This is a genomic window from Nocardia rhizosphaerae (genome assembly GCF_042650365.1).
Classification (GTDB): domain Bacteria; phylum Actinomycetota; class Actinomycetes; order Mycobacteriales; family Mycobacteriaceae; genus Nocardia; species Nocardia rhizosphaerae.
Genome location: NZ_JBHSBA010000005.1, coordinates 487,534 through 503,394, shown reverse-complemented (window position 1 = coordinate 503,394; position 15,861 = coordinate 487,534). Strand labels below are relative to the sequence as shown.

At 68.6% G+C, this 15,861-nt stretch carries 18 protein-coding genes; 9 read left to right on the top strand and 9 right to left on the bottom strand.

Annotated features, from left to right (window positions below; genetic code table 11):
• Positions 1 to 26 precede the first annotated feature (26 nt).
• Entirely contained in the window at positions 27 to 596 is a 570-nt protein-coding gene (locus ACFOW8_RS12095) for an AMIN-like domain-containing (lipo)protein (protein WP_378550116.1), read from the bottom strand.
• 402 nt (positions 597 to 998) lie between these two features.
• Between ACFOW8_RS12095 and ACFOW8_RS12090 the strand changes: the two genes are divergently transcribed.
• A complete protein-coding gene (locus ACFOW8_RS12090) occupies positions 999 to 2,147 on the top strand; it encodes a class I SAM-dependent methyltransferase (protein WP_378550113.1) in 1,149 nt (382 codons plus the stop codon).
• 153 nt (positions 2,148 to 2,300) lie between these two features.
• Positions 2,301 to 3,173 (top strand): Bax inhibitor-1/YccA family protein, encoded by an 873-nt coding sequence (locus tag ACFOW8_RS12085; protein WP_378550110.1) that lies wholly within the window; start codon positions 2,301 to 2,303, stop codon positions 3,171 to 3,173.
• Between the two features lie 59 nt (positions 3,174 to 3,232).
• On the opposite strand, the gene ACFOW8_RS12080 is transcribed toward ACFOW8_RS12085, so the two are convergent.
• The gene (locus tag ACFOW8_RS12080; protein WP_378550107.1) at positions 3,233 to 4,453 is read right to left on the bottom strand and encodes an acetyl-CoA C-acetyltransferase; all 1,221 of its coding nucleotides are present in this window, start codon (positions 4,451 to 4,453) and stop codon (positions 3,233 to 3,235) included.
• Between the two features lie 59 nt (positions 4,454 to 4,512).
• A complete protein-coding gene (locus ACFOW8_RS12075; protein WP_378550105.1) occupies positions 4,513 to 5,382 on the bottom strand; it encodes an SGNH/GDSL hydrolase family protein in 870 nt (289 codons plus the stop codon).
• A 234-nt stretch (positions 5,383 to 5,616) separates the two neighbouring features.
• Between ACFOW8_RS12075 and ACFOW8_RS12070 the strand changes: the two genes are divergently transcribed.
• Positions 5,617 to 7,005 (top strand): cystathionine beta-synthase, encoded by a 1,389-nt coding sequence (locus ACFOW8_RS12070; protein ID WP_378550102.1) that lies wholly within the window; start codon positions 5,617 to 5,619, stop codon positions 7,003 to 7,005.
• 145 nt (positions 7,006 to 7,150) lie between these two features.
• Here ACFOW8_RS12070 and erm read toward each other — a convergent pair whose 3' ends face one another.
• On the bottom strand, positions 7,151 to 7,891 hold the full coding sequence (erm, locus tag ACFOW8_RS12065) for an ErmE/ErmH/ErmO/ErmR family 23S rRNA (adenine(2058)-N(6))-methyltransferase (protein WP_378550736.1): 741 nt from the start codon (positions 7,889 to 7,891) through the stop codon (positions 7,151 to 7,153).
• A 678-nt stretch (positions 7,892 to 8,569) separates the two neighbouring features.
• Between erm and ACFOW8_RS12060 the strand changes: the two genes are divergently transcribed.
• A complete protein-coding gene (locus ACFOW8_RS12060; RefSeq protein ID WP_378550099.1) occupies positions 8,570 to 9,385 on the top strand; it encodes a mechanosensitive ion channel family protein in 816 nt (271 codons plus the stop codon).
• 65 nt (positions 9,386 to 9,450) lie between these two features.
• Here the strand turns inward: ACFOW8_RS12060 and ACFOW8_RS12055 are convergent, their stop codons facing one another.
• Entirely contained in the window at positions 9,451 to 9,741 is a 291-nt protein-coding gene (locus tag ACFOW8_RS12055) for a DUF6401 family natural product biosynthesis protein (protein ID WP_378550096.1), read from the bottom strand.
• Between the two features lie 240 nt (positions 9,742 to 9,981).
• Here ACFOW8_RS12055 and ACFOW8_RS12050 point away from each other — a divergent pair, with 240 nt between their 5' ends.
• On the top strand, positions 9,982 to 10,302 hold the full coding sequence (locus ACFOW8_RS12050; protein WP_378550094.1) for a hypothetical protein: 321 nt from the start codon (positions 9,982 to 9,984) through the stop codon (positions 10,300 to 10,302).
• Position 10,303: 1 nt separating this feature from the next.
• Here ACFOW8_RS12050 and ACFOW8_RS12045 read toward each other — a convergent pair whose 3' ends face one another.
• Positions 10,304 to 11,485 carry an acyl-CoA dehydrogenase family protein gene (locus tag ACFOW8_RS12045; RefSeq protein ID WP_378550091.1) on the bottom strand — a complete coding sequence of 394 codons (1,182 nt, stop codon included), beginning with the start codon at positions 11,483 to 11,485 and terminating at the stop codon, positions 10,304 to 10,306.
• 99 nt (positions 11,486 to 11,584) lie between these two features.
• Here ACFOW8_RS12045 and ACFOW8_RS12040 point away from each other — a divergent pair, with 99 nt between their 5' ends.
• Positions 11,585 to 12,727 (top strand): cystathionine gamma-synthase, encoded by a 1,143-nt coding sequence (locus ACFOW8_RS12040; RefSeq protein ID WP_378550088.1) that lies wholly within the window; start codon positions 11,585 to 11,587, stop codon positions 12,725 to 12,727.
• 85 nt (positions 12,728 to 12,812) lie between these two features.
• Here ACFOW8_RS12040 and greA read toward each other — a convergent pair whose 3' ends face one another.
• Together greA and ACFOW8_RS12030 are read right to left on the bottom strand one after the other, a co-directional pair.
• The gene (greA, locus tag ACFOW8_RS12035; protein ID WP_218719513.1) at positions 12,813 to 13,304 is read right to left on the bottom strand and encodes a transcription elongation factor GreA; all 492 of its coding nucleotides are present in this window, start codon (positions 13,302 to 13,304) and stop codon (positions 12,813 to 12,815) included.
• A 239-nt stretch (positions 13,305 to 13,543) separates the two neighbouring features.
• Positions 13,544 to 14,002, bottom strand: a complete 459-nt coding sequence (locus tag ACFOW8_RS12030) for a DUF4307 domain-containing protein (protein ID WP_378550085.1) — start codon at positions 14,000 to 14,002, stop codon at positions 13,544 to 13,546.
• A gap of 121 nt (positions 14,003 to 14,123) precedes the next feature.
• Here ACFOW8_RS12030 and mca point away from each other — a divergent pair, with 121 nt between their 5' ends.
• Together mca and ACFOW8_RS12020 are read left to right on the top strand one after the other, a co-directional pair.
• Complete coding sequence (gene mca, locus ACFOW8_RS12025; protein ID WP_378550734.1) at positions 14,124 to 14,984, top strand: mycothiol conjugate amidase Mca; 861 nt, start codon at positions 14,124 to 14,126, stop codon at positions 14,982 to 14,984.
• The gene (locus tag ACFOW8_RS12020; RefSeq protein ID WP_378550082.1) at positions 14,981 to 15,250 is read left to right on the top strand and encodes a hypothetical protein; all 270 of its coding nucleotides are present in this window, start codon (positions 14,981 to 14,983) and stop codon (positions 15,248 to 15,250) included. The genes mca and ACFOW8_RS12020 overlap by 4 nt, the downstream gene beginning before the upstream one ends.
• On the opposite strand, the gene ACFOW8_RS12015 is transcribed toward ACFOW8_RS12020, so the two are convergent.
• Positions 15,247 to 15,447, bottom strand: coding sequence for a hypothetical protein (locus tag ACFOW8_RS12015; protein WP_378550079.1), 201 nt, complete (start codon positions 15,445 to 15,447; stop codon positions 15,247 to 15,249). The genes ACFOW8_RS12020 and ACFOW8_RS12015 overlap by 4 nt on opposite strands.
• On the opposite strand from ACFOW8_RS12015, the gene ACFOW8_RS12010 reads away from it, so the two are divergent.
• A complete protein-coding gene (locus ACFOW8_RS12010) occupies positions 15,442 to 15,858 on the top strand; it encodes a Uma2 family endonuclease (protein ID WP_378550732.1) in 417 nt (138 codons plus the stop codon). The genes ACFOW8_RS12015 and ACFOW8_RS12010 overlap by 6 nt on opposite strands.
• Positions 15,859 to 15,861: the final 3 nt, after the last annotated feature.

Here is a 15,861-nt window from a genome sequence, read left to right as displayed (position 1 = left end):
GAAATACCCTCACGTGGTAGGGGTAGTTAGCCGGTAGCGATGTCGACGACCAGCCGGGTCGGGTTGCTCGACGTGGTGACGGCGAACGCGGGCCGGTCGGCGTCGACGCCGATGAACGACTGCGTCGTGCCCTCGAAAACCAGCGACTCGTAGACGCCGGTGATGCCGGGCACGTTCGGGTCGGTCACCGGATCGGGGCCCGAGTAGGCGGGGACGTCGGAGTCGAAGGGATACGCCGAGCCGAGGATGCGTACCTCGAGGATCGAGTCACCGGCCACCTCGACCTGTCTGCCGCTGCCGTCCTGGACCGCGCTGCCGGTGTACTCGACCCGCCAGCCGGGGGTTCCGGTGCCGCCAAGGGTGTACACCACCCGATCGAAGCCGGGGTGGCTACCGAGCCGGATGTCGGTGACCGTCAGCGCGGCGTCCGCCGTGGCATCGCCGGATTTGGGCGAGCCGTCGCGCGGCACGGTCCCGGTGCCCGCCGCGGTGGCGCTGGTGGGCACCGGGGTCGCGGCTGGTCCGCCGTCGGTGCCGCAGCCGGGCAGTGTCACCGCGGCGATGGCGACGAGGCCGAACACGAGGGCGTTGCGCATGGGGCCGATGGTACTCAGGCCCGGTGGGCCGACGGGTGCAGGAAGCGGGGTGTGTCCGGGCTACGGCGAGTTTGCTGGGTGCCGGGCCGGTACCGGTCGGTCGGTGCTCGACATCGGCACGATGCGGGCCTGCGCGGGCGGCGCGGGTGCCGGGGCCGCGCCGGTGGACGCTCTCCGCCGCGAGGTGACCGGAGTGATCCACCGGGCGCGGCCGAAGTGCTGGGGAACAACGGGATTGGTGTGCTGCACCGATGCGGGACGCGCGGATCGGCTGGTCAGGAACGGGCGGAAGATGTTCGCGCGCATCGGAATATCCACCAAGGCGGCACAGTGTGAGGTAGGCCACGGCGCGATGTCAGGGCCGGATGTGACGGTGGGGCAACGATCTAGCACACTTGTCGTGTGGACAGAGTCGAGGACGTACTCACCCGGCTACGCCGGTATCCGGACGTGGAGGCACCGAACCTCTACGCCGTCGACGCGGCCGACCGCCTGCTCCTCGACACCGCCGCCGATGCCATGGCCGCGGCGGGTAGCGGCGAGGTTGCGGTGATCGGTGACGCGTACGGCGCGCTGACCTTGGGCGCCGCCGCCCGCCATGACCTGACCGGGCTGCGGGTGCACCAGGACCTGCTCACCGGCGAACTCGCGCTGGCGGGTAACGCCAAGACCCTCGGGCTCACCGACCGCTACACCGCGCACGGCCTCGACGCCGGGTTGCTCACGGGCGCGCGCGTGGTCCTCATGCGGCTGCCGCGCATGCTGTCCGGCCTGGCCGAGACGGCCGAGGCGATCGCGCGCTACGCGGCGGGCGACGTGGTGGTCTTCGCGGGAGGCCGTGACAAGTACCTCACCCCGGCCATGAACGAGGTGCTCGCCGAGTCGTTCGGGCAGGTGCGGGCTGGCCGGGGCAGACAGAAGTCGCGCGTACTGGTCGTCGGCGAGCCGCTGCCGGTCGGCGAGTCGCGGTTCCCGGTGACCGAGCGCATCGCCGAGATAGAGGGCGACGTGGTGGCCCACGGTGCCGCCTTCTCCGGTCCCCGCCTCGATATCGGCACCCGCTTCCTGCTCGAACACCTCGACCGGATGAAGCCCGACGCGCGCGAGGCCATCGACCTGGGCTGCGGCACCGGCATTCTCGCGGTGGCCTTGGCCAAATCCCGTCCGCACCTGCGGGTGACCGGCACCGATCAGTCGGCCGCCGCGGTCGCCTCGGCCAGGGCGACCGCGGCCGCCAACGGTGTCGCCGACCGGGTGACGGTGGTGCGCGACGACGCCATGTCCGCGGCCGCGGACAACAGCGCCGATCTGGTGTTGTGCAATCCGCCGTTCCACGTCGGTGCCGCCGTGCACACCGGGTCGGCGATCAAGATGTTCGCCGAGACCGGCCGGGTGCTCCGGCCCGGCGGCGAACTGTGGACGGTGTACAACTCGCATCTGAACTACCGCGGGGTGGTGGAACGGATGGTCGGGCACACCGATGTGATCGGCCGGAACCAGAAGTTCACGGTGACGCGGTCCGTTCGTGGCTTGCGCGACGTACAACGATAGTGACGGCCCGACGCGGTAGAGTCCGATTTGTCCGACCAGGACGAGTGCCCGCTCTTCGGGAACTCCGTCCGGTCACGGCGCGTTGAACAGGGCAGTTGGAGCTTGCTTCGCCGCGAGGCGGACAGCGAATAGTCACTCCAAGAAAGGCGCACGGTGCGTACCTCATCGAATCCGGTGTTCAAGAACTTACCTCGCCAGGAGGGAGTCGGCGGTTACGCGAACTTCGGTTCGGGCGTGGCCGGCGCGGGTCAGCTGGGCAAGCAGCCCTACCCCCCGCAGCAGTACGGCGAGTACGGGCAGCAGTACGGCCAGCAGTTCCAGCAGGCCCCAGCCACCCGTGCCATGACGATCGACGACGTGGTCACCAAGACCGGGATCACCCTCGCGGTGCTCACCGTCACGGCGATCATCTCGTTCGCGCTGTCCTCTGCCAATCCCGGGCTGGCTCCGCTGTTCGTGATCGGCGGCGGCCTGATCGGCCTGGTGCTGGTCCTGGTGGCGAGCTTCGGCAACAAGATGGACAACCCGGCGATCGTGCTGTCCTACGCCGCGTTCGAGGGCCTGTTCCTCGGTGCGCTGTCACTGATGTTCACCGATGTCACCTTCGGCGGTGTCGGCGGTAGTGCCCTGATCGGCCAGGCGGTGCTCGGCACCTTCGGTGTGTTCTTCGGCATGCTTGTCGTCTACAAGACCGGCGCCATCCGGGTCACCCCGCGTTTCACCCGCATGCTGCTCGGCGCCATGGTCGGCGTGCTGGTCCTGATGGTCGGCAACCTGATCGCGAGCTTCTTCACCGACGGCGGCTTCGGCCTGCGCGACGGCGGCCCGCTGGCGATCGTGTTCAGCCTGGTCTGCATCGCCATCGCGGCGTTCAGCTTCCTGCTCGACTTCGATGCCGCCGATCAGCTGATCCGCGCCCAGGCGCCGTCGAAGGCCGCCTGGGGCGTCGCCCTCGGCCTGACCGTCACCCTGGTCTGGCTCTACGTCGAGATCCTGCGCCTGCTGAGCTACTTCCAGCGCGACTGAGGTAGCAGATACGAAGAGCGGCCCACCGAATCCGGTGGGCCGCTCTTTTATGCCCTATCTCAGCTCAGGCGCTCGATGACCAGCGCCATGCCCTGGCCGCCGCCGACGCACATGGTCTCCACGCCGAACTGCTTGTCGTAGGTCTGCAGGTTGTTCAGCAGGGTCGCGGTGATGCGGGCACCGGTCATGCCGAACGGGTGGCCGAGCGCGATCGCGCCACCGGAGACGTTGAGCTTGTCCTCGTCGATCTTCAGCTCACGGGCCGAACCCAGCACCTGCACGGCGAAGGCCTCGTTGATCTCGAACAGGTCGATGTCGGCGACCGACTTGCCCGCCAGCGCCAGCGCGCGCGTGACGGCCTCGACCGGGCCGAGGCCCATGATCTCGGGCGACAGACCCGACACACCGGTGGACACGATGCGGGCCAGCGGGGTCAGCCCCAGCTCCTTGGCCTTGGTGTCGCTCATGATGACCAGCGCGGCCGCGCCGTCGTTGAGCGGGCAGCAGTTGCCCGCGGTGACCGTGCCGTCGGGGCGGAACACCGGCTTGAGCTGGCTGACCGCCTCGTAGGTGACGCCGGCGCGGGGGCCGTCGTCCTTGCTGATCACGGTGCCGTCGGGCAGGGTCACCGGGGTGATCTCACGCTCGAAGAAGCCGTTCTCGATGGCCTCCTCGGCGCGGTTCTGCGAGCGCACGCCCCAGTGGTCCTGGTCCTCGCGGGTGATGCCGGTCAGCGTCGCGACGTTCTCCGCGGTCTGGCCCATCGGGATGTAGACGTCGGGCAGCAGGCCGTCCTCGCGCGGATCGTGCCACTGGCCCTTGCCGCCCTCCGCGGTCTCCTTGGTGCGCGCCTCGGCCTGCGCGAACTCGGGGTTCTTGGTGTCGGGCCAGCTGTCGGCCGAACCCTTGGCGTAGCGGGAGACGGTCTCCACACCGGCCGAGATGAACACATCACCCTCGCCCGCCTTGATCGCGTGGAAGGCCATCCGGGTGGTCTGCAGCGAGGACGCACAGTAGCGCTGCACGGTGGTGCCCGGCACGGTGTCGAGCCCCAGCTGCACCGCGACATTGCGGGCCATGCCGAAGCCGCCCTCACCCGCCGGGGAGCCGGTGCCGAGCATGATGTCGTTGATCGTGCTCGGGTCGAGCGCGGGGACCTTGGCCAGTGCCGCGCGCACCATCTGTGCGGTCAGGTCGTCCGGGCGCATCCCCGCGAGGGACCCCTTCACGGCACGGCCGATGGGCGAGCGGGCGACGGAGACGATAACGGCCTCGGGCATGAGGACTCCTTTTCGGATGGTTCAGTGAACGGCGTTTACTATGCCGGTCTTTCTGGAATCTACGTCTCGCTGTGCGCGACCGGAAGACCAGGGCGGCTGCGCACCTGTTCGATCAGCACCGGAAGCAGCTGGGCCGCCGCCAGTTCGTACCCGGCGGCGGAAGGATGGAATCCGTCGGTCGCGAACAGGATCTCGGGCGCGGCGCGGAACTCGGAGGCCACCAGCGGCGAACCCATCGGCACCGCCGTTCCGCCCGCCAGTGTGGTCGCAACGGTCTGCGCCTTGGCCAACCGCACGCTCCAGTTGGCCACCACCGTCCGCAGCGGCTGCTGGATCGCGGTGACGGTGCCCAGGTTCGGGCAGGTGCCGACGACGACGAGCGCGTCGGCCTCGCGCAGGCGCGACACCGCGATCGCCAGCCTGCGCGCCGAGGCCCGGATGGAGTGCTTCTTGGTGATGTCGTTGGCGCCGACCAGGATCACCGCGGCGTCCGGCGGCGGGCCCGCCACGAACATCGCGTCGACCTGCCCGGCCAGTCCCTTGGAGGTGGCGCCGGAGATGGCCTTGGTGCTCAATCTGATCCGTAGCCCGGTGGCCTCGGCAAGGCCGCGCGCGAGCCGCACACCTGGCACATCGGCCGCACCGAGACACCCGAGACCGGCGGCAGTGGAGTCGCCGAAGATCATCAGGTGCAGGTCCGAACGCACGCCCTTGCGCCACGGTTCGGGGATCTGCGCACCCGGTGCGTACACCCCGTCGGCCTCGGGCGGTTTGGAGGTGTCACGGCCGATGACCGCGCGGGCCGCGCCTGCCTGGGTCATCAGCAGCCGGTAGGTCGCCCAGGAAACAGTCCCTGCGCCGGACCCGGCCAGGACGGTGGTGGCACCGGTGACGGCAGCGGTTCGCCAGCTGATTCGAGGTGCGCTCACATCCGAAAATTCTACGACGGTAGTCGGCCGGTGTGCAGGTGCCGTGCCCGCTGAGCGGGCCGATCGCAGGCCCTTCGATCCGAGCAGTCGATCCGCCGAGCTGGTCCGCACCCGGTGTGCTACCTGAGTACTCACCAAATCGGGGTGGTCGGAGGCAGCGCTGCGCGGCCGTACTGTGGGCACAACATCGGACCAGGTCGTGGCGCCGATCTGAGGTTCTGCGACGATGGGTCCATGCGCATCGCGGATCATGTCGTCGACCTCATCGGCAACACGCCCCTGGTTCGGCTGAACTCGGTGGTCGGCCCGAACGCGGGTCTGGTCGCCGCCAAGATCGAATACCTCAACCCGGGCGGCAGCTCCAAGGACCGGATCGCGGTCAAGATGATCGATGCCGCCGAGGAGGAGGGTCTGCTGAAGCCGGGCGGCACCATCGTGGAGCCCACCTCGGGCAATACCGGGGTCGGGCTCGCGCTGGTGGCCCAGCAGCGCGGATACAAGTGCGTGTTCGTGTGCCCGGACAAGGTCAGCGAGGACAAGCGCAACGTGCTGCGGGCCTACGGCGCCGAGGTCGTGGTGTGCCCGACCGCCGTGCCGCCGGAGCACCCGGACAGCTACTACAACGTCTCCGATCGGCTGGTCCGCGAGATCGAGGGCGCGTGGAAGCCCAACCAGTACGCCAACCCCGGCGGCCCGGACAGCCACTACGAGACCACCGGTCCCGAGATCTGGCGCGACACCGAGGGCAAGGTCACCCACTTCGTCGCCGGTGTCGGCACCGGCGGCACCATCACCGGCACCGGCCGGTACCTCAAGGAGGTCTCCGGCGGGAAGGTGAAGATCATCGGCGCCGACCCGGAGGGTTCGGTGTACTCCGGCGGCACCGGTCGGCCGTACCTGGTGGAAGGTGTCGGCGAGGACTTCTGGCCGACGGCCTACGACCCCGCCGTGCCCGACGAGATCATCGCCGTCTCCGACGCCGACTCCTTCGACATGACCCGGCGCCTCGCCCGCGAGGAAGGCCTGCTGGTCGGTGGCTCCTGCGGCATGGCCGTGGTCGCCGCGATCGAGGTTGCCCGGCGCGATCCCGACGCGGTGGTCGTGGTGCTGCTGCCCGACGGCGGCCGCGGCTACCTGTCCAAGATTTTCAACGACAAGTGGATGAGCTCCTACGGTTTCCTGCGCACCCCGCTGGAGGCCGCGCCGGAGCCGCTGGTCGGTGACGTGCTGCGCGGCAAGTCCGGCGCCCTGCCCGACCTGGTGCACACTCACCCGTCGGAGACCCTGCGCGACGCCATCGAGATCCTGCGTGAGTACGGCGTCTCCCAGATGCCTGTCGTCGGCGCGGAACCCCCGGTGATGGCGGGCGAGGTCGCGGGCAGCGTCACCGAACGCGACCTGCTCTCCGCCGTCTTCGAGGGCCGCGCCCAACTCACCGACTCGGTCGCCCAGCACATGAGCCCCTCCTTCCCCCTCATCGGCGCCGGCGAACCCATCTCCGCCGCCACCAAGGCCCTCTCCGACAGCGACGCCCTCATGGTCGTCGAAGACGGCAAGCCGGTCGGCGTCATCACTCGCCACGACCTCCTGGGTTTCCTCAGCACCGGTTCCATCGGCCACTGATCGGTCGCCGGTGGGGATGCCACCGGCGACCGATTGGGTGCGGGGCCACGCTGAGCGCCCACTTCTTCGCCGAACAGTCCCCAACTGGACCGTTCGAGCGATTTGTGAACGCGCAGCGTGTTCCGAACCCAGGTCGGCGTCGACCCTATGCGGCCAGCGCCGAATGCAGGTCCACCCACTGCTCCGGATGGACGTAGGCGACCACCACGTCGTCGGCGATGCCTGCCTTACGCAGCGCGGCATCCACACCGTGGTAGCGGGCGTGCAGGGACGCGCGGACGGTGCCGCCGATGCCGGAGAAGCCGGTGCGGACCAGTTCGGCGTAGGAATCGCGGTGTGCGACAAGCGGTTCCTTGCGGCGGTCGATGCGGAGCAGGCCCGCGTCGACCGAGGGGACAGGGCGGAAGCCGGTGCGGTCGATCCGGCCGTGCAGCTGCCAGTCGAACCACGGCCAGTGCAGCACCGTGGTCAGGCTCCAGCGTCCGTAGTCGCCGGTGTGTTTGCGGGCGTACTCCCGTTGGGTGAGCAGGGTGGCCGAGGTGAGGGCGGGGGTGCGCAGACACCAGCCGACGATGTCGGCAGTGGCCGAGAACGGGATGTTGCCGACCACCGCGAACGGGTTCCGCGGCGCCCTGGCCTTGGTGAAATCACCACGCACCACCTGGATTCCGGGCTCGTTCCTGGTCTGTGCCGAGAGCTTGGCCGCCAGCAGCGGGTCGATTTCGTAGGCGGTGACCCGCACGCCACGGCGGGCCATGGCCTTGGTCAACACCCCGTCGCCGGCGCCGGGTTCGAAGACGGTGCCGACCGGATCGGCCACGGCCAGCATCCGCTCGACCGCGTTCCGGTCCACCAGGAAATTCTGCGAGAGGGTGCGTCGCGTCAGATCACGGGAGGTGCGTGGACCGCGCTTCCCGGTGACCTTGCGCTGGGTATGCGAATAGTTCTTGTGTGAGTGATCCTGCGCCACAGCAGTTGCCCTTCCGGGTCATCGAGGAAATGGAGTCTCGATGGGCCCTGGGCACGCCGGTGGACGCCGACGATGAGATCCGCGTCCGCTAGCGGGCCAGAGCCCGGGCGTGGCGGATGCGGATGAATACGTTGCACGACATGCCGATCACCCTAGGAACCGCCCGGCTCGACCCGCAACCGAATTTCGGAGGTGAGCGTCGGCCTCCGGTCCGGCCACCACGACCCCGGCATTCCACGGCGCGAGCGCCTGCCGTGGAACACGGGTCGGGTGCCCGACCGTCGCGCAGGCATGCCGAGCCGGAGACGGTCGGTGCGGGTGCGGCCGAGACCTGGTGGATCACGGCGCAAAGGCGGAAGCGCCGATCGCCGTGTCAGGCCGGTCAGCTCCTGGACCGGATGCCCGCTCCCACGCGCGTCCGCAGCCACCGCGAGTAGCGCACTATTGACGGCACGATCCGTAAATTCTGCCGGTCATCGCGCTGGGAGCAAATTCATCGCTAATTCCGCGATTCGCAGGCCGGATCCGGGGAACCCCCTGGGCAGGTGCGCTTCGGCTGATAAGCCGCGGCCGGGATGAACGAAAGGAAGTGCTGTGGATACCTCCCTCGTTGCCATTGATTTCCAGCAGGGCTTGACCGACGCGTGGAGTTCGGTCGCGCAATTCGTTCCCAAAGCCGCCGCGTTCCTCGCGATTCTGATCGTCGGCTGGATCATCGCGAAAGTGGTCGCCAGGATCGTGAACGCCGTGCTGGAACGGGTCGGCTTCGATCGACTGGTCGAACGCGGCCAGCTGAAGACGATGATGTCGCGCAGCAAATACGACGCCTCGGATCTGCTGGCGAAGCTCGCCTACTACGCGATTCTGCTGATCGCGCTCCAGCTCGGCTTCGGGGTGTTCGGGCCGAATCCGGTGAGTGACCTGCTCAACGGCATCGTGGCCTGGCTGCCGAAGGCGGCGGTGGCGATCGTCATCGTGGTGATCGCGGCGGCGATCGCGAGCGCGGTGAGCGATCTGGTCACCAATATGCTCGGCGGGATGTCCTACGGGCCGATGCTCGGGCGGATCGCCGCGGTGTTCATCTGGGGCATCGGCATCATCGCCGCGCTCAACCAGATCGGGGTCGCGACCTCGGTGACCACTCCGGTACTGATCGCCGTGCTCGCGACCATCGGCGGCATCCTGGTGGTCGGTGTCGGTGGCGGCCTGGTGCGGCCGATGGAACAGCGGTGGAATCGCTGGCTCGGCGGCCTGGAGTCGGAGATGCCCGCGATGAAGGGGCATGCCGAGGCCTACCAGCGCGGCAGGGAAGACGCGGCACGGGCGGGCGAGGCCGCCCCGCGTCCTGGTGCGGCCGGCGAAGCGCAGGAGTGGGTCGCGCCCGGCGGGAGCACTGACACCGCGCGCTGAGCGTACGGCGACGCCGGGCTACGGCGCCGTGCCACCCGAGCGGTGGCACGGCGCCGGTCGTCGTCTCAGGGCAGGGCCGCGTACTGACATACCGCGGCCAACCGCAGGTCGAGCCAGCCGGCATCATGCCAGGACAACGGCGCGACGGCCGCGGAGCCGGGCATGTCGACGGCAGCTTGGTCGAGCAGCCCGCGCGCGTACGCGGCGAGCAGGACGCTCAGCACGACCCCGCCCGATTCGGCGACGCCGAATTCGAGAATGTCGCGGACGGCGGCGGCGTGCTGATCGAGCTCGGCGGAGAGCGCGGGCAACTCGGCGGCGGCGGCCGCCGCGGGCGCGCCATAAGTGATGTTCAACTGTTTCAAAATGCGTCGTGCCGAGAATTCGAGCAGAACGGGGCCGGGCGAGAACACCAACGCAGGGTAGCAACCGACAGCGTTGTGACCTGGTGCGGGAGCGGGAAGACTGGCGTGGAACGCAGGTCATCGGCCGATTCCGGTCGAGTTGCACGAACGGTGCCTGCGGTGGATCCTGAAGCGGTATAACAGATTCGAGAGAACTTCCGGCAAACGAGCTCCGCGTGCGAAAGGACCGCCGTGCACCTCTCCGACCCGGCCGTGCAGCTGCTCGGCATGAATCCGGTCGTCGCGGCCGCCGCGGGATACACGGCACGGCGCGGCGTCGCGAGCGTGCTGCGGCGCTCGCCGTACGCGGCACTGCTCGGGCGCTTCACGGCTGCGCTGATCTGGGGCGGCGGCGGAGTGGCCACGCTCACCGCCGTCGGCGTGCCGGTCGCGGTCACCGTGCCGCTCGCGCTGACCGTGCTCACCGTGGTCGTGGCGGTGCTGGTGCTCGCCTACGCGGGTGGCCTGCTGCGGCAGGTGCCGGTCGGCAGCTCGCTACCGACCGGCACCTGACCTACCGGAACGCGTTGGTGTCGGTGAGCGCCTTACCGAGCACCAGCTGGTGCACCTCGGCGGTGCCCTCATAGGTGAGCACCGATTCCAGATTGTTCGCATGCCGCAGGACCGGGTAGTCGAGGGTGATCCCGTTGGCACCGAGAATCGTCCGGCACTCGCGCGCGATGGTGATGGCCTCGCGCGTGCTGTTGAGCTTGCCCGCGCTGATCTGCTCGCCGGTGATCTCGTGCCGGTCCTTCAGCCGACCCAGGTGCAAGGCGAGCAGCTGGCCCTTGCCGAGTTCGAGCGCCATGTCGGCGAGCTTGGCCTGGGTGAGCTGGTAGGCGGCCAGCGGCTTGTCGAACACCTCGCGGGTGCGGGCGTAGTCGATCGTGGCGGCCAGGCAGTCGCGGGCCGCGCCGAGCGCGCCGAAGACGATGCCGAATCGCGCCTCGCTCAGACAGGCCAGTGGCGAGCCGAGGCCGCCCGACTCCGGCAGCACCGCTTCGGCAGGCAGCCGCACGTCGTCGAAATCCAGTGCGGCGGTGAGCGATGCGCGCAGCGACAGCTTGCGGTGGATCTCCCTGGTGGTGAAGCCGGGTGTGCCTGCCGGGACGAGGAAGCCGCGCACGCGCGGCCGGTCCTGGCCTGGCTCCTCGGCGTACGCCCACACCACGGCGATATCGGCGACCGAGCCGTTGGTGATCCACATCTTGGACCCGTTGAGCACCCAGTCGTCGCCGTCGCGCTTGGCCCTGGTGCGCATCCCGCCGGGGTTGGACCCGTAGTCGGGTTCGGTGAGCCCGAAGCAGCCGATCAGCTCACCGGCCGCCATCGCGGGCAGGTACTGCTGCTTCTGCTCCTCGGAGCCGTAGAAGTGGATGGCCGTCATCGCCAGCGAGCCCTGCACCGACACCATCGAGCGCACCCCCGAGTCGACGGCCTCCAGTTCCTGGCAGGCGAGGCCGTAGGCGGTGGCCGAGGCGCCCGCGCAGCCGTAGCCGTCCAGGTGCATGCCGAGCAGTCCGAGTTTGCCGAGTTCGGGTGCGATCTCCCTGGCCGGGAAGGTGCCTTGCTCGAACCAGTCGGCGATCTGCGGGCGCAACCTGCGTTCGCCGAATCGGGCCACCGTATCGCGGATTTCGCGTTCCTCCGGCGACAGCAGCGGATCGATCGCGAACAACTCTTCGACAGTCACCATGGCGTCAGCCTAACGGCAGTCCCACCGGCGAATCGGGCACTTCGTACGCCCTCGACACCCCTGCGCGTGCACTGGAAACCCGCCAACTAGTCTGAGCCCATGAGTGAGCTGGGATTCTCGACCAGGGCCATCCATGCCGGCTACGAGCCCGACCCGCAGACCGGCGCGGTCAACGTCCCGATCTACGCGAGCTCCACCTTCGCTCAGGACGGTGTCGGCGGCATGCGCGGCGGCTACGAGTACGCGCGCACCGGCAATCCCACCCGCACCGCGCTGGAAGCCAACCTGGCCGCTCTCGAATCGGGCGCCTACGGCAGGGCCTTCGCCTCCGGCATGGCCGCGACCGACTGCGCGCTGCGCGCGATCCTGCGTCCCGGCGATCACATCGTCATCCCCGACGACGCCTACGGCGGCACCTTCCGGCTCATCGACAAGGTCTTCACCCAGTGGGGCATCGAGCATTCGCCCGCCCACATCGCCGATCTGGACGCGGTCCGCGCGGCCGTGCGGCCCAACACCAAGCTGATCTGGATCGAGACGCCGACCAATCCGCTGCTGAGCATCGGTGACATTCCGGCGCTGGCCGATATCGCCCATGGCGCGGGCGCCAAGCTGGTCGTCGACAACACCTTCGCCACCCCGTACCTGCAGCAGCCGCTGCTGCTCGGCGCCGACATCGTCGTGCACTCGACCACCAAGTACCTGGGCGGGCACTCCGATGTCGTCGGCGGCGCGCTGATCACCAACAGCGAGGAGCTCGACACCGCGTTCGCGTTCCTGCAGAACGGTGCCGGTGCGGTTCCCGGCCCGTTCGACGCGTTCCTCACGCTGCGCGGTATCAAGACTCTCGCGGTGCGGATGGAGAAGCACTGCGACAATGCCGAGGTGATCGCCGAGTTCCTCACCAATCACCCGGCCGTATCGCAGGTCATCTACCCCGGCCTGCCCACCCACCCCGGCTACGAGATCGCGCAGAGGCAGATGCGCCGCAGCGGCGGGATGATCTCGGTGCGCCTGGCTGGCGGCAAGGAAGCGGCGCTGAAGTTCTGCTCGCGGACCACGATCTTCACCCTGGCGGAGTCGCTGGGCGGGATCGAGTCGCTGATCGAGCACCCCGGCGCGATGACTCACGCCAGCACCGAGGGTTCGGAGCTGGAAGTGCCCGCTGATCTGGTGCGGCTCTCGGTCGGTATCGAAGACATCAGCGATCTGCTCGCCGATGTCGAGCAGGCACTGAGCTGACGGGCACCCACAGATGACGAAACGGCCGCATCCGAGCTTCGGATGCGGCCGTTCGCGTTCGGGTTCAGGTTCGGCGGGCGCTCGCTCAGCCGTGGTACGGCTCGGCGCTGACCAGCGTCACCTTCATGGTGTTGCCGTTGGGCAGCGTGTACTCGCGGGTCTCGCCCACCTTGGCGTCGATCAGCGCGCCGCCGAGCGGCGAGTTGGGCGAGTAGGTCTCGAGGTTGGTGGCGCCGAGGCCCTCTTCGCGGGTGGCGATGAGGAAGGTTTCGGTATCGTCTTCGTCACCGTCGTAGTACACGGTGACGACCGAGCCGGGCAGAGCCACACCGGACTTGGTGGGGGCGACGCCGACCTTCGCGTTGTTCAGCAGTTCCTGCAGCTGGCGGATGCGCGCTTCCTGCTGGCCCTGCTCCTCACGCGCGGCGTGGTAGCCGCCGTTCTCTTTGAGATCGCCCTCTTCGCGACGCTCGTTGATCTCGGCGGCAATGACCGGACGATTGGCGATGAGCGAGTCCAGCTCACCCTTGAGCCTGTCGTGCGATTCCTGGGTGAGCCAGGTCACATTCTCGGTCATCTCGATCACTCCCTAGTAGTTGTTCCCGGCGCACCGGGATTCCCTGAAACCCGCGCGGTACCGGCCGTGAGGAAGGCATGCGCGGGCCCGACGGCTGGAGCGATCCTGGGGGTGAACCCGTAACCCGGAACAGCATCGCTGGCCGCCAATGCAGCAAACACGGCTCCGAGCCCCGGAACCGTGTATCAGGCCATTTTAGCATGTCTCATAAATATGCAGGTCAGGCTAGGCGAGGCCGGTCAACCCACCCGTAGATAGGCGGGCACGTCGTCGGTGCAGCCGTAGATGTCGCCCGCCGATGGCCTGGCCGAGGTCTTGACCGTGGTGGCCACCTCGAGGCTCTGGTGCTCGGATCCGGGCACCAGCACTTCCCGCCTGCCGACCTCGGCGCCGTCGCGATCCATGGCCCGGACGAAGCACACCACATCCCGCTCCGGCTCGTCCCTGGTGACCTTCATCCGCACCGTGAGCGTGGCATCGTCGACCACCACGTACCCGAGCTGCTCGGTCTCGATCGGCTTCGGGCCGTACTTCTGATAGCCGAGAAAGGCGACGACCAGGCCCGCGACCAGCACACCGACGCCGAGCGCGCCGAGCAGCCAGGGGCGGCGCACCGGTGGTTTCGTGCCGTAACGGTCGGCGTGGCGGGCTGCGGCGGCGGCCGAGGCCGCGGCGGACTGCGGTGCGGGCTCGGTCATCGGTTTCGCGCTCCCGGGGGTGGTCGGAACAAACGGGGGGTCGGATGGAACTATAGGGAACGAAGTTCTGACACCCGCGAGCGAGAGCGATGGTGAACGAGACGTGAGTGGCCTTCGCCTCATGGCGGTGCACGCACACCCCGACGACGAATCCAGCAAGGGCGCCGCGACCATGGCCAGGTACGCGTCCGAGGGCGTCGAGGTCCTTGTGGTGACCTTGACCGGTGGTGAGCGCGGCAGCATCCTGAACCCGGCCATGGATACCCCCGGCGTCCTCGACCGGATCGAGGAGATCCGGCGCGAGGAGATGGCCGCGGCCGCCGACGCGCTCGGCGTGCGTCAGCATTGGCTCGGGTTCGTCGACTCCGGCCTGCCCGAGGGCGACCCACTGCCGCCGCTGCCCGAAGGCTGCTTCGCGCTGGTGCCGCTCGAGGTGTCCACCGAGGCGCTGGTGAAGGTGGTGCGCGAGTTCCGGCCGCACGTCATGACCACCTACGACGAGAACGGCGGCTACCCGCACCCGGACCACATCCGCTGCCACGAGGTGTCGGTGGCCGCGTATGAGACCGCGGGCGATGCGGCGAAGTTCCCCGAGGCGGGCGCACCGTGGACACCGCTCAAGCTCTATTACGACCACGGCTTCAGCATGAAGCGGCTGGAGACCTTCGCCGAGGAGTACGAGCGCATCGGTGAGAAGTTCCCGCTGCAGGAGTGGCTGGACCGGATGCGGGAGTGGCGCCGCGGCGACGCCTGGAGCCGGGTGACCACCCAGATCGAATGCTCGAAATACTTCCCCCAGCGTGACGACGCCCTGCGCGCGCACGCGACTCAGATCGATCCGAACGGGGCGTTCTTCGCGATCCCGTTGGAGATGCAGCAGCGGCTCTGGCCGACCGAGGAGTTCGAATTGGCCAAGACGAGGGTGCGCACCGCCATCCCGGAGACCGACCTGTTCGCCGGCATCGAGGACGCCGACCGATGATGCTCGTTCTCCTCGCACAAAACCCCGGCACGCCGACCGGACCCGAATTCGGTAAGGCCTCCCCACTCGGTCTGCTGGTGATCCTGGTGCTGCTGGTCGGCACCGCGCTGCTGGTCCGGTCGATGAACAAGCATCTCAAGGGCCTGCCGGAGACCTTCGAGCCCGAGCATCCCGAACCGGATCAGCAGGCCGACGAAGGCACCGATCCCGGCGTCATCCCGAACGGCACCGAGGGTTCCGACCCGCCGAAACCGGCGTCGACCTAGCGGGCTGCCGCCAGGTCGGCGACCAGTTCACCCACGAGATCGCGCGCGGCGGTGGCGTGTTCGGCCATCGACCGGGGAGCGCCGTGCGCGCTCAACTCGATCATCGTGTTCATCAGGCCGAACAGTGCGACTAGTCGACGCAGCGCGGCCCTGCGTTCGGCGACGGTCATCGGGGCAGTGGTGATCGGCACATTCACAGCTGTACCATCGGCCACTCCACTCGCTTCGTTTCGCGGTGTACCGAACTGATTCCTCCCGTGCCGTTCAACCTCCGTCGGCCCGACGCCATCGTCAACCGGTGTATCGAAAGCCCGCGTGACAGGTGGAAGACCAAACCCACCGCGGCGGACACCCTGCTCGTCGTCGAAGTGGTGTCACCGGCGACGGTCACCGCCGACTGCGTGGACAAGCGCGCGGAGTACGCCCGCCTCGGCATCGAGCAGTACTGGATCGTCCGGCTGGAGAACAACGACGGCCGGGTCAGGTCGATCGAGATCCTGCGGCTCAACACTTCTGGTCACTATGTGACAACCGAAACCCGCTTCCGTTCGCATGATTCGGTCGCGTGGCGATCTCCGAACGACCGCGGCCTCGCCTGCCCGCGGTGATCA